Annotated in this window: 11 protein-coding genes; all 11 read left to right on the plus strand. The window is 43.4% G+C overall.

Going from position 1 to position 13,438, the window contains the following annotated elements:
- Positions 1–34: 34 nt before the first annotated feature.
- The 11 genes from pepT to H8R94_RS09195 all read left to right on the plus strand — a co-directional run bounded on the left by pepT (position 35) and on the right by H8R94_RS09195 (position 13,371).
- A complete protein-coding gene (gene pepT, locus H8R94_RS09145) occupies positions 35–1,249 on the plus strand; it encodes a peptidase T (RefSeq protein ID WP_186854469.1) in 1,215 nt (404 codons plus the stop codon).
- Positions 1,250–1,526: 277 nt separating this feature from the next.
- Positions 1,527–2,444 carry an ABC transporter permease gene (locus tag H8R94_RS09150; RefSeq protein WP_118281661.1) on the plus strand — a complete coding sequence of 306 codons (918 nt, stop codon included), beginning with the start codon at positions 1,527–1,529 and terminating at the stop codon, positions 2,442–2,444.
- A gap of 11 nt (positions 2,445–2,455) precedes the next feature.
- On the plus strand, positions 2,456–3,502 hold the full coding sequence (locus H8R94_RS09155) for an ABC transporter permease (protein WP_118535331.1): 1,047 nt from the start codon (positions 2,456–2,458) through the stop codon (positions 3,500–3,502).
- A 14-nt stretch (positions 3,503–3,516) separates the two neighbouring features.
- On the plus strand, positions 3,517–4,521 hold the full coding sequence (locus H8R94_RS09160; RefSeq protein ID WP_118535330.1) for an ABC transporter ATP-binding protein: 1,005 nt from the start codon (positions 3,517–3,519) through the stop codon (positions 4,519–4,521).
- A complete protein-coding gene (locus tag H8R94_RS09165) occupies positions 4,514–5,503 on the plus strand; it encodes an ABC transporter ATP-binding protein (RefSeq protein ID WP_186854470.1) in 990 nt (329 codons plus the stop codon). Before H8R94_RS09160 ends, H8R94_RS09165 begins: the two co-directional genes overlap by 8 nt.
- A 93-nt stretch (positions 5,504–5,596) precedes the next feature.
- Entirely contained in the window at positions 5,597–7,234 is a 1,638-nt protein-coding gene (locus H8R94_RS09170; RefSeq protein WP_118281665.1) for a peptide ABC transporter substrate-binding protein, read from the plus strand.
- A gap of 287 nt (positions 7,235–7,521) precedes the next feature.
- Positions 7,522–8,619, plus strand: a complete 1,098-nt coding sequence (locus H8R94_RS09175) for a sugar kinase (RefSeq protein ID WP_118281666.1) — start codon at positions 7,522–7,524, stop codon at positions 8,617–8,619.
- A gap of 196 nt (positions 8,620–8,815) precedes the next feature.
- Positions 8,816–9,493, plus strand: a complete 678-nt coding sequence (locus H8R94_RS09180) for a response regulator transcription factor (protein WP_186854471.1) — start codon at positions 8,816–8,818, stop codon at positions 9,491–9,493.
- Between the two features lie 8 nt (positions 9,494–9,501).
- Complete coding sequence (locus tag H8R94_RS09185; RefSeq protein WP_186854472.1) at positions 9,502–10,482, plus strand: sensor histidine kinase; 981 nt, start codon at positions 9,502–9,504, stop codon at positions 10,480–10,482.
- A gap of 155 nt (positions 10,483–10,637) precedes the next feature.
- Positions 10,638–11,405 (plus strand): ABC transporter ATP-binding protein, encoded by a 768-nt coding sequence (locus H8R94_RS09190; RefSeq protein ID WP_186854473.1) that lies wholly within the window; start codon positions 10,638–10,640, stop codon positions 11,403–11,405.
- Positions 11,398–13,371, plus strand: a complete 1,974-nt coding sequence (locus H8R94_RS09195) for an ABC transporter permease (protein WP_186854474.1) — start codon at positions 11,398–11,400, stop codon at positions 13,369–13,371. Before H8R94_RS09190 ends, H8R94_RS09195 begins: the two co-directional genes overlap by 8 nt.
- Positions 13,372–13,438 lie beyond the last annotated feature (67 nt).

The raw sequence follows: 13,438 nt of genomic DNA on the forward strand, positions 1-13,438 counted from the left end.
AATCAGATAGCATAAACGAGTGGAGGATAAAAAGATGAAAAGAGCCTATGAAAGATTGTTAGACTATGTCGTGGTATATACGACAAGTAACGAAAAGAGCCAGACTGTGCCGTCAGCAGAAAGAGAGTTTGATCTTGCGCACAAACTGGTGGCGGAGATGAAGGAGATCGGCATTGCAGATGCCCATGTAGACGATAAGTGCTATGTCTATGGTACCCTTCCGGCGACCCAGGGCATGGAGGATAAGCCGGTGATCGGCTTTATTGCGCATATGGACACGGCACCGGATTTCTGCGGACAGGGAGTTAAGCCTGTCTTACATGAAAATTATGACGGTGGGGATGTCGTGCTTGGCAAGAGCGGCAGGACTTTGTCCGTCAAGGATTTCCCACATCTGAAAAATTATGTGGGCAGAACCCTCATCACGACCGATGGCACAACTTTACTTGGCGCAGACGACAAGGCGGGCATTGCAGAAATTATGACGGCAATGGAGTGTATTGTGGCAGACAAGATCCCGCACGGCAAGATCTGTATCGGCTTTACCCCGGATGAGGAGATTGGCGAGGGGGCAGATGCCTTCGATGTGGCGCATTTTGGCGCGGACTATGCCTATACCCTGGATGGTGATCTGGAAGGCAACATTGAATATGAGAACTTTAATGCTTCCGGTGCCAAGGTAACCGTGCATGGCAATAATGTGCATCCGGGCAGTGCGAAAGATATTATGGTCAATTCCCAGACTCTTGCCATGGAATTTCACAGTATGCTTCCGAAGGAGGAGGTACCGGAAAAGACAAGCGGATACGAAGGTTTTTATCATCTGACCGATATGCAGGGAGATGTGGAAAAAACGGAACTTTTATATATCATTCGTGATCATGATCTGGATAAATTTCACGCCAAGGAAGAAAATATGCGCCGTATTGCCAGAAAATTAAATGAAAAATACGGACAGGGAACAGTGGAACTGGAGATTAAGGAGTCTTATCGGAACATGCGCAGCCAGATCGAAGGATGTATGGAGATCATTGACTGGGCAAAGGAGGCCACCAGAATGGCTGGTCTGACACCAAAGACGGTTGCCATCCGCGGAGGCACAGACGGCGCCAGACTTTCCTTTATGGGCTTGCCATGTCCGAATCTGGGTACCGGCGGTTATGGATTTCACGGTCCTTATGAACACATTACCGTTGAGGGGATGGATGTCTGCACAGATATTGTATGCAATATCGTAAAAAGTGTATAAATATACCATTTAATAAGAAGAAACTGGTAATAAATGAATAGATATACAGTTTGTGAATATTATGGAAATCCTGCGGGGCAAAAAGCCCCGCAAACGCCGTAAATACGCGAAAAAACAAATATGTTGAAAATGTGAAAGCATGAAAATTTGGTGTAGACTTTAGCACAACACTGTGCTATAATAACCCTCGATTGAACGCAATGGGGCGGAAGCGAAACGCTGTTTTTGCGTTCTTTTTAGGTATTAAGATTTACCTTGGAAGGAGAATATTAACAAGATGTTAAAGTACATTGTAAAGAGAATAGCGCTTGCAATTGTAACGATCTGGGCAGTAGCCACACTTACTTTCTTCCTGATGAACATGGTTCCTGGTGGACCATTCCTTTCAGAGAAAGCGATCAGCCCGCAGGCAACCGCAGCGCTTGAGGCAAAATATGGCTTGGACAAGCCATTAGGTGAGCAGTATGTCACTTATATTTCAGGGGTAGCTCACGGAGATTTTGGTGACAGTTTAAAACAGAGAGGGCGTACCGTCGCAGGTATCATTCAGGCGAAGTTCCCGGTATCTGCAAAGATTGGTGGGATTTCTGTATTGGTTTCCCTGATACTTGGGGTACTGCTTGGAAGTATCGCTGCTTTGAAGCGTGGCAAGTTCCTCGATAGTCTGATCAGCGTCATATCGACCATGGGTATTGCGGTGCCGAGTTTCGTTATCTGTACCGTGCTGATGTATTTCTTTGGTGTGAAGTTCAAGATACTTCCTACCATGGGACTTTCTTCATGGCAGAACTACATTATGCCGGTCGCAGCATTGGCATTTTACCCGACAGCATATATCATGAGACTGATGCGTTCTTCTATGCTTGATGTATTAGGACAGGATTACATGCGTACAGCAAAGGCAAAGGGTCTTTCCGGTAAAGTACAGTTGTTTAAGCATGCACTTCGTAATGCTATCTTACCGGTAGTTACCTATGTAGGACCTATGCTTGCTTACACAGTAACCGGTAGTTTCGTAGTTGAGAAGATCTTCACGATCCCGGGACTGGGCGGCGAATTTATCGGAGCCATTCAGGGACGTGACTATACACTGATCATGGGAACAACAATCTTCCTTGCAACCCTTATCATTGTCATGAATGTGGTTGTAGATATCGTGTATAAATTGATCGACCCACGTATTACACTCAAGTAAGGAGAAATGAGATGAAGAAGAATCCATTAAGTTTTCAGTTAGATTTGAATCCTGATGATTTTCTCCCTGCATCTGAGGAGGAAAAACAGAGTCAGGTCATCATGCGGGAAAGCGTTAGTTTCTGGAAAGACGGTTTCCGCAGATTGAGAAAGAACAAAGTGGCAATGGTATCTATCGTTGTTATCATTTTGGTCATGATTTTCTCATTTATTGTTCCATCGTTCTATCCATATACATACGATGAGCAGATCAAGGGTGCCAACAACCTTGCACCGTTTACATATTCCGCAGACGAGCAGGCAAGAATCGATGCCGGGGAATCCGTATTCCCACATGTCTTCGGTACAGATAAGATGGGACGTGACTACGCCATCCGTGTTATGATGGGTAGCCGTATCTCACTTCTGGTAGGTTTGATCGCTACAGCGATCATCCTGGTGATCGGATCTATTTACGGATCTATCGCAGCCTTCTTTGGCGGCTGGGTCGATCTGATCATGATGAGAATCGTAGATATCATATATACGGTTCCTGACGTGCTTTTGATCGTACTTTTATCTTTCGCTTTGAAAGATCCACTGAACAATCTGGCAAATGCACCTGGATTTAAGTGGGTACAGACAGTCGGAACCAACCTGATCAGTATTTTCATCGTATTCGCACTTTTGTACTGGGTAGGTATGGCACGTATGGTACGAAGCCAAATCCTCATGTTAAAGGAAAGCGAGTATGTTACCGCAGCCCGTGCACTTGGTGTCAGCAATGGTAAGATCATCAAGAACCATCTGCTTACCAACTGTATCGGTACATTGATCGTTACAACAACCTTGCAGATCCCATCCTCTATTTTTACAGAGTCTTTCCTGAGTTTCTTGGGAATGGGTGTTGCAGTTCCGCTTCCTTCACTGGGAAGTTTGGCAAGTGATGCAATCAATGGTATCGGAACTTATCCATACCTTTTGTTCATCCCTGCTGTTGCGATCAGTTTGATCATTTTGAGTTTTAACCTGTTAGGTGATGGACTTCGCGATGCATTCGATCCGAAGTTAAAGAATTAGAAAGGGGACGCGTCATGGCAGAAGAATACTTAGTAGATATAAAGAACGAGCGTCTTTCCTTCTTTACTCCGGCAGGAGAGGTTAAAGCGCTTAACGATGTATCCATTCATTTAAAAGAGGGAGAAGTCCTTGGTATCGTTGGAGAGTCAGGTTCCGGTAAATCCGTTACGGCATATTCTCTGATGGGACTGACGGCTCATCCTGGTAAATTGATAGGTGGTACATTACAGTTTAACGGTCACGAGATTGAGGAAATGGGTGAAAAAGAGATGCGCAAGATCCGCGGTAAAGAAATCTCTATCATTTTCCAGGATCCAATGACCAGTTTGAATCCGGTTTACACCATCGGTAATCAGATCACGGAGGTTATCCGTCTGCATACCGACAAAGATAAAAAACAGGCATATGCCCGTGCAAAAGAATTGCTGGAACTCGTTGGTATCAACGAGCCGGAAAAGAGATTAAAGCAGTATCCGCATGAGTTGTCCGGTGGTATGAGACAGCGTGTTATGATCGCTATCGCACTTGCCTGCGAACCAAAGTTATTGATCGCAGATGAGCCTACAACCGCATTGGACGTTACCATTCAGGCACAGATCCTGGAACTGATGATGGAACTCAAGGACAAACTCGGCATGGCGATCATCATGATCACACATGATCTGGGTGTTGTTGCTTCCATGTGTGACCGCATTGCGGTTATGTATGCAGGAAGAATCGTCGAGTATGGTACGACAGATGATATTTTCTATCGTCCACACCATATGTATACCAAGGGATTGATCCGTTCTATCCCTAGACTGGATACCAAGGAACATGAGAGACTGGTTCCGATCGAAGGAACTCCAGTGGATCTTTTGAACCCTCCGGCAGGTTGTCCTTTTGCACCTCGTTGCGAAGCATGTATGAAGATATGCCTGCGCGAGATGCCACCGGTAACCCAGTTTGATGATGTTCACTATACACAATGTTGGCTCAATCAGAAAGAAGCCATGGAGAAGGGAGAAGCAAATGAGTGATAAATTTATCGAAGTAGAACATTTGCGTCAGTACTTTCCAGCAGGAGGCCATGGTAAGCATAAAAAGTACATTCAGGCGGTAGATGATGTTTCTTTTAGCATCAATCGTGGCGAGACACTTGGTCTCGTAGGTGAGTCTGGATGTGGTAAGACTACCACAGGTCGTGCACTGTTGCGTTTGTATCAGCCAACAGGCGGACGTTTTACATATGACGGCGACGTTGTATTTGATGTAGAAAAGAATCAGTGGGCACAGATGCTTCCATATCGTAAGAAGATGCAGATCGTGTTCCAGGATCCATACGCAAGTCTGGATCCACGTATGACGGTAGGAGATATCGTTGGTGAAGCGATCGATACACATAATCTTGCTGCAAATAAACAAGAAAGATATGAATTAATTATTGACATGCTTCGTAAAGTTGGATTAAACTCTGAACATGCGAACCGTTATCCACATGAATTTTCCGGTGGACAGAGACAGCGTGTTGGTATTGCAAGAGCCCTTGCAGTCAATCCAGAATTTATTGTCTGTGATGAGCCGATCTCCGCACTGGATGTATCCATTCAGGCACAGGTCATCAACATGTTTGAAGACTTGCAGGAAGAAATGGGTCTGACCTATCTTTTCATTGCACATGATTTATCTGTAGTAAAGCATATCTCAGATCGTATCGGTGTTATGTATTTAGGAAGAATGGTAGAACTGGCAGACAGTTATGAATTGACAACACACCCGGTTCATCCATATACAAAGAGTCTGATTTCTGCGATCCCGATCGCAGATCCAAAGATCGCGAGAACAAGCAAACGTATTGTTTTGGAAGGGGATGTACCAAGTCCGTTGAATCCACCTTCCGGATGTCGTTTCCGTACCAGATGCCCATATGCCACAGAACAGTGTGCGCGGGAGGTTCCTGAATTCAGGGAGATTTCTCCGGGACATTATGCAGCATGCCACAACCTGGATAAGGTACAGTAATTTATGGTAAACCTTGCGAGGTTTTTCCCCTCGCAGTGTTTATATAAACCTGGCAGTATAAAAGAAACTGCCCATATTTAAGGAGGAAAAAATATGAAAAAGAGAGTGATTTCCTTATTACTCGTTGCTGCAATGACAGTAGGTCTTGTAGCATGTGGATCATCTTCAGGAGATGGTAAGAAGTCTAGTGCTTCATCAGATGAAAAGATTTTATCTGTTGAGACTGGTCCAGATCCAGAGACAGTTGATCCAGCACTTAACTCCGCAATCGACGGTGGTGAGATGATCTTACACGCATTCGAGGGTCTTTTGAAACTCGATGAGAATGGCGATCCAGAAGCTGGACAGGCTGAAAAGTGGGAAGTATCTGATGATGGACTTACCTACACATTCCATTTAAGAGATGGTCTTAAGTGGTCAGATGGTTCTGATTTGACAGCAGAAGATTTCGTTTACAGTTGGCAGCGTGTCTGCGATCCTAACGTAGCAGCTCCATATGCATCAACTGTTCTTGGAATGGTTGAAGGATTTGATGAGGCAGCAGCTGGAGACATCGAAAAGCTTGGCGTTGAAGCAAAGGATGACAAGACATTTGTTGTACATCTTGCAAATCCATGCCCATACTTCGAATCTATTGCAGCATTTGCTACATTGAACCCAGTTCAGAAGGCAACAATCGATGCAAATGGTGATGCTTGGGCAACAGCAGCAGATACATATATTTCTAACGGACCTTTCTATGTAACTGAATGGGTTCCAGGATCTTATGTATTAATGAAGAAGAATCCTAATTACTGGGATGCTGATTCTATTAAGTTAGACGGAATCAAGTTCAACTTGATCGAAGATGCAAACGCTGCATACAGCGCATACCAGACAGGTGAATGTCAGATGATCAAGGATGTTCCTACAGAAGAGATTCCTTCACTTAAGGATTCTGATGACTTCCATGTAGAGCCAATCATCGGAACATACTACTTAAGCTTGAACCTTCAGAAAGAGCCATTTAACAACAAGCAGGTTCGTCAGGCACTTTCACTTGCTATCGATCGTGACTATGTTGCAAACACTTTGATGCAGGGAACATATTCTCCAGCTGGTAATCTTGTAGGACCAGGATGGAAAGATACAGATGGTTCTGATTTCTCTGAGAACGCTAATGGCGGTAAGGAATATATCAGCACAACAGATTATGATGCAAACCTTCAGAAGGCAAAGGATCTCTTGAAAGAAGCTGGATATGCTGATGGAAAGGGAATTCCAAAGATCACATATTCTACAAATGATGCAGGATATCATAAGGTAGTTGCTGAGTACTTACAGAAGGCTTGGGGCGAACTTGGTATTGATGTTGATGTAGAAGTCGTAGAATGGGCTTCCTTCACACCAATGCGTCGTAATGGTGATTACATGTCATCTCGTAATGGTTGGGTAGGTGACTACTCTGATCCATCTAACATCCTTGAACTGTTCACAACAGACAATGGTAACAACGATGGTAAATACAGCAACCCTGAATTCGATGCAGTAATCGAGAAGTCTAGAACAACTACAGACGCAGCAGAGCGTTCTGCAGCACTTCACGAAGCAGAAGATATCCTTATGGATGATGCTGCATGTATCCCAGTTGCATACTACAATGATTTCTATCTCATGAGCGACAAGGTTACAGGTGCATGGCATGCATCTAACGGATACTGGTACTTCATGTACGCTGACATCGCTGAGTAATCCGCACGGAAACTTGGTTACGTTGTATCCGAAAGTAATTTCATAAGAGTTTTAAAGGAGCTGTCCACAACTTGGGCAGCTCTTTTTTTACAAATTTTGTAATCCAGAAACATCGAAGATTTTGCGAGGTGCGGATTGCAAATTTTGTGGAAAACATTGCACAAGTTGTGGTGTTGGTAAAAAAGTAAAACAAGAAATTCGTTTCGTGCTATACTCCACCTTGTAAGTTATGTAGAAAAAGATGTCTAGGTAGGCATCGTAATATTTTAAATAAAAGGAGAAGAGAAATGGATTTGAATTTAAGACCAGCAAGTGAGTGCAAGTTTGACGCAGTTTCATTGGGTGAAGTTATGTTACGTCTGGATCCGGGCGAAGGCAGAATTCGCACCGCAAGACAGTTCCGTGCATGGGAAGGCGGCGGAGAATACAACGTAGTTCGTGGTCTTCGCAGATGCTTTGGCATGAATACCGGTGTTATCACAGCATTTGCTGATAACGAAGTAGGTAAGTTGATGGAAGATTTCATCCTTCAGGGTGGCGTTGATACCTCTCTGATCAAGTGGATGGATACAGACGGAATCGGAAGAATCTGCCGTAACGGTATCAACTTTACAGAGCGTGGATTTGGTATCCGTGGTGCAGTAGGATGCTCTGACAGAGCAAACACAGCAATCTCTAAGGCAAGGCCGGAAGATTTCGACTTTGATTATATCTTTGGTGAACTTGGTGCTCGTTGGTTGCATACAGGCGGTATCTATGCAGCACTTTCAGAGCAGTCATGCGAGACTGTTATCGCTGCGATCAAGGCTGCTAAGAAGTACGGCACGATCGTATCTTACGATCTGAACTACCGTCCATCTATGTGGAGCGCTATTGGCGGACAGGCTAAGGCTCAGGAAGTCAACAAGGAGATCGCTAAGTATGTTGACGTTATGATCGGTAACGAAGAAGACTTTACCGCATGTCTTGGATTTGAAATCGAAGGAAACGATGAGAACTTAAAGGAACTCAACCTTGACGGATACAAGAAGATGATCAACGAAGCAGCTAAGACATATCCTAACTTCAAGGCTGTTGCTACAACACTTCGTGAAGTTAAGACTGCAACTGTAAATGACTGGAGCGCAATCTGCTGGGCAGATGGTGAAATTCATAAGGCTAAGGATTACAAGGGACTTGAAATCATGGACCGTGTAGGTGGTGGAGATTCTTTCGCATCTGGATTGATTTACGGTCTTATGACAACAGGCGATGCAGAGTTGGCTGTTAACTATGGTGCAGCACATGGTGCACTTGCTATGACAACACCTGGTGATACCACTATGGCTAGCAAGAAGGAAGTAGAAGCAATCATGGGTGGTGCCGGAGCCCGCGTGCAGAGATAGACCGAAAGCAACTTAATGAGAACGAGCGTAAGCGAAGTTTGAATTTAGTGCGAGGCTAAGAATTTTAAATTACAACATAAATACTATGTCATCCCCGCAGAGATTTTCTCTGTGGGGATTTTTAATGTCTGATGAAGTGGTACAATGATTTTTAGAGTGTTATAATGGGTTAAAATCAGAGAGAAAGAGGACGGCAATGTATCGTATATTTATTGTGGAAGATGATCCAACCATGGCAAACGCCATGAAAGAAAAGATAGAGTCCTGGGGCAACGAAGCCAGGATTGTAGAGCATTTTCAAAATGTTATGACAGAATTTACGGCGTACGACCCACATCTTGTTTTGATGGATATTATGCTTCCGTTTTTTAATGGATATCACTGGTGTACGCAGATTCGCCAGGTTTCGCAAGTGCCGGTCGTATTCTTATCGTCAGCTTCTGATAATATGAATATTGTTATGGCAATGAATATGGGGGGAGATGATTTCCTGGCAAAGCCTATTGATCTGGATGTGATGATGGCAAAAATCACTGCAATGCTTCGGCGGACATATGACATGGGAAACCAGCTTCCTATGTTGGAGCATCGGGGTCTGATGCTGGGATTGATGGATTCTACCATTACCTATGATGGACAGAAAATCGAACTGACGAAGAACGAATTTCGCATTTTGCAGACATTGATGGAGCGCAAAGGTGAAATCGTCAGTCGTGATACGCTTATGATGCGTCTGTGGCAGATGGATGATTATGTAGAAGAAAATACGCTGACAGTCAATGTGAACCGCTTGCGAAAAAAATTAGACAGCATTGGCCTGCATGACTATATTGTGACAAAGGTTGGCGTCGGCTATCTCTTGCCCTTGGAATAGGAGGTCATATGAAGAAATATTTACAATATCGTCGGGGATATCTATGCATATGGCTGCTTCTTTGCAGTGTTCCAATTCTGGTCCAGCTGCTTTATGGACAGGCACTGGAGAGCATTTTGTATGGCGTTGGTCTGGCAACTGTTTTGGTATTGCTTTTTATGGTGCATGATTTTTTGCATTTTCGCGAGAAAGAAGAAAAAAGAAAACAGGTTGCCCAGAATATGGGAAGCCGGGAATTGTGTTTGTTTGAAACGAATGATCCGGTAGAAAAAGAGTATCTCGATTTGCTCGGTCAGCTTACGGAACGCTATTGTAAACAGGCAGAACAACTGCAGACTGCAACAAAAGAAAGACAGGAGTATTATACGACGTGGGTGCACCAGGTGAAGACACCGATGGCAGCGATGAATATGTTACTGCAAAAAAAAGATACACCGGAAAGCCGACAACTGCAGCTGCAGCTTTTTCGTATGGAAGAGTATGTTGAGATGATTCTTCATTTTACAAGATTAGAGGAATCGGGAACGGACTTTGTTTTTGATTCCTATGATTTGGATGAATTGATACGAAAAACGATCCGTAAATATGCGTCCGTTTTTGTGCAGAAAAAGATTGCAATCTGTTATGATACGATCTCGGCACATGTGCTTACTGATGAAAAATGGTTTTGCTTTGTGCTGGAACAGGTGCTTTCCAATGCACTCAAATATACAAATCAGGGAAGTGTAACCATTGCCATGGAAACGCCGGGACTTCTTACCATTCGTGACACAGGAATCGGGATTGCGCCTGAAGATGTGCCACGCGTTTTTGAAAAAGGATACACAGGGTATAACGGCAGAGCAGATCACAAATCCACCGGTCTGGGATTGTATTTATGTAAGCGGACGATGAACCGCCTGCATCATAGTATTTCATTGACATCCGTTGTGGGCGAGGGAACAACCGTCACACTGGATCTTCGCAGAGAAGAGCGGGTAATAGAATAATTTTTGCTATCTTACAAAAATGTCACATAAGAAGCCTTATATGTCACACGATTCGATGGTTGACTTATAGGGCTTTTGTTAAAGTATGCTTGTAACCAGAAAGGCAGCATACACGCAGTGGATGAACGTTTATGCGTGTAGGACAGGAGGAAAATATGGCTATGTTAGAAGTAAATTGTCTGGAAAAGATATATAAAACGCGTCTGGGCGGAAATCAGGTGCAAGCATTATGGGATGTTTCTTTTTCTGTGGAACAGGGAGAATATTTGGCAATTATGGGAGAATCCGGAAGTGGTAAGACAACACTTTTGAATATTTTAGCAGCACTCGACCGACCAACGAGCGGCAGTGTTCTTTTAGATGGATGTGATATTACGGACTTGCCGGAAAAAGAAATTTCTAAATTCCGTCGTGATCATTTGGGATTTGTATTTCAGGATTTTAATTTGTTGGATACCTTTTCTCTAAGAGATAACATTTATTTACCAATGGTGCTCGCGGGGAAAAAACCAGAAGAGATGAAGGCAAAAGCAGAGCCTCTGGCAAAAAGACTGGGCATAGAGGATGTTTTAGATAAATTTCCATATGAGGTGTCTGGTGGACAGAAACAGCGTGCGGCAGTGACACGTGCACTCATGATGGATCCGGAACTGCTTCTCGCAGATGAACCGACAGGAGCTTTGGATTCGAAGGCAACAGATGAATTGTTACAGGTATTCTCAGAGCTGCATACGGCAGGGCAGACGATCTTGATGGTAACCCATTCGACCAAAGCGGCATCGCATGCAAGTCGTGTCTTGTTTATTAAGGATGGCGAAGTGTTTCATCAGCTGTATCGTGGCAACAGTACGAATGAGGAAATGTATCAAAAGATTGCCAATACACTGACACTCTTGACGACAGGCGGTGATGAAAATGAGTAAAGGATTTTACCGCCAGTTGGCAAAAACGAATATGAAAAAGAATGGAAAAACATACACTCCTTATATACTCAGCGTGATTGCTGCTGTGGCAATGTTTTATATTATACAATCATTGGCACTGAATCCGGGATTTGAGAACATGCTCGGCTTTGATACAATGAATTCTATTTTGATATTTGCCTGTTGGGTTGTCCGCTTTTTTCTAGTGATTTTCATGTTATATACGAACAGCTTTCTGATCAAGCAGAGAAGAAAAGAGTTTGGTGTTTACCATATGCTTGGCTTAGAGAAAAAACATCTGGCGATCACCTTGTTCTGGGAGAGCTTAAGTGTACTTGTGATAGGACTTTTCGCAGGAATTCTTTTTGGCATGCTTTTGGATAAACTTTTGTATGCAGTTCTGATACGCATGCTAGGTTTCTCTGTTCCGCTGGGCTTTTTTGTATCGCCGCTTGCGATTGGACGTACGGTGGTATTGTTTGTTGTCATAATGGCACTAAATTATTTTTATGATATCGCGCAAATTCATGCGACATCGCCAATCGAACTTTTACATGGAACGGATATGGGCGAAAAGGAACCACGTGCAAAATGGCTGCTTGCCATTCTTGGCTTCATACTTTTGGCGACCGGCTATACTATTTCACTGAAAATAGAAGATCCGGTGTCTGCGCTTGCTATGTTTTTTGTAGCCGTTCTCTGCGTCATTTTTGGCACATATCTGCTGTTTACAGCGGGAAGTATTGCGTTACTAAAATTGCTGAAAAAGAAGAAAAGTTTCTATTATAAGACAAATCATTTTGTGAGTGTTTCCGGTATGATGTATCGTATGAAACAAAATGCGATAGGATTAGCGCACATTTGTGTTCTTTCTACCATGGTGCTCGTGATGATTTCCACGACATCTTCTATGATGTTTAGCATGCACGATATTTTATATACGCGTTATCCGATGCAGAACATGTGTTATGTTTCCGGTACAAGTCGCAGTGACGATCAGAAGATGATAGAAGCCATTCATCAGATGGCGAAGGAAACCGGCTGTGATGTCAAAGATGAGATTTATGTACGCGGTTGTATTATTTATACCCGAAGACATGGAGATGCATTTGAAGCAGATGCGTCTGCCATGGGAACGTCTGCGGGAGTTCTTTTTTGCATGAATCTGGAGGATTACAATAAGAGCATGCATACAAAGGAGACGTTAGAACCGGGAGAGGTTTTGGTATATGCGGCTCATGAACGTTATGGAAAAGACATGATTGAGATTATGGGACAGGATTATCGTGCAAAAGAAGTGAAAAAGGCACCGTGCAATGGAATACTGGCATCTTATATGTCAAGTGGATATTACATTGTTTTCCCAGATGAAGCAGCGGTAGAGCAAATAGCAGAGCACATACCATATCAGTATGATGACTGTTTTAACGAGTTGCGATCATATTATGGTATTGATATCGATGGAGATGCTGATCAGCAAAAGGAACTCTATAAGAAAATACAAAAGTATCCATCCACAAACATGAGCAGCTTTTCTGTGGAAAATCGAAACGTGAATGAGAAATCGTTGAATGCGCTTTATGGTGGTTTGTTCTTTACGGGTGCTTTTCTTGGTGTACTCTTTATGATTGCAACAGTTTTGATCATTTATTATAAACAGATGTCAGAAGGATATGATGATCGAAAGAGATTTCATATTATGCAGCAGGTCGGCATGACGCATGAGGAAGTGTCCTCTGCCATTCGTTCCCAGGTGTTGATGGTATTTTTTATGCCGCTTGTAGCTGCCTGTATCCATACCTGTTTTGCTTTTCCAATGATCCGTCGTATGTTGTCACTCTTTAATATGCGCAATACAGCGCTTTTGGCAGGGTGTATGGTTGGCTGTTTTGTGGTATTTGGTATCATCTATGTGCTGGTGTATCTGATGACTGCCCGGACATACAATCGTATCGTACAGGAATAACCAGAAGGAATAACCGAAAAGTTTTTCCATTGCATGCACTTGACAGGATATGCTATAATCGAGAGCG

The sequence above is a fragment of the Roseburia lenta genome, from assembly GCF_014287435.1.
Lineage (GTDB): Bacteria > Bacillota > Clostridia > Lachnospirales > Lachnospiraceae > Pararoseburia > Pararoseburia lenta.

What these genes read in the sequence shown, in the direction of transcription:
- H8R94_RS09170 (WP_118281665.1), top strand. Translation starts at nt 5,597, where the DNA reads ATGAAAAAGAGAGTGATTTCCTTATTACTCGTTGCTGCAATGACAGTA.
- H8R94_RS09185 (WP_186854472.1), top strand. Translation starts at nt 9,502, where the DNA reads ATGAAGAAATATTTACAATATCGTCGGGGATATCTATGCATATGGCTG.
- H8R94_RS09150 (WP_118281661.1), top strand. Translation starts at nt 1,527, where the DNA reads ATGTTAAAGTACATTGTAAAGAGAATAGCGCTTGCAATTGTAACGATC.
- H8R94_RS09190 (WP_186854473.1), top strand. Translation starts at nt 10,638, where the DNA reads ATGGCTATGTTAGAAGTAAATTGTCTGGAAAAGATATATAAAACGCGT.
- pepT (WP_186854469.1), top strand. Translation starts at nt 35, where the DNA reads ATGAAAAGAGCCTATGAAAGATTGTTAGACTATGTCGTGGTATATACG.
- H8R94_RS09180 (WP_186854471.1), top strand. Translation starts at nt 8,816, where the DNA reads ATGTATCGTATATTTATTGTGGAAGATGATCCAACCATGGCAAACGCC.
- H8R94_RS09175 (WP_118281666.1), top strand. Translation starts at nt 7,522, where the DNA reads ATGGATTTGAATTTAAGACCAGCAAGTGAGTGCAAGTTTGACGCAGTT.
- H8R94_RS09160 (WP_118535330.1), top strand. Translation starts at nt 3,517, where the DNA reads ATGGCAGAAGAATACTTAGTAGATATAAAGAACGAGCGTCTTTCCTTC.
- H8R94_RS09165 (WP_186854470.1), top strand. Translation starts at nt 4,514, where the DNA reads ATGAGTGATAAATTTATCGAAGTAGAACATTTGCGTCAGTACTTTCCA.
- H8R94_RS09195 (WP_186854474.1), top strand. Translation starts at nt 11,398, where the DNA reads ATGAGTAAAGGATTTTACCGCCAGTTGGCAAAAACGAATATGAAAAAG.
- H8R94_RS09155 (WP_118535331.1), top strand. Translation starts at nt 2,456, where the DNA reads ATGAAGAAGAATCCATTAAGTTTTCAGTTAGATTTGAATCCTGATGAT.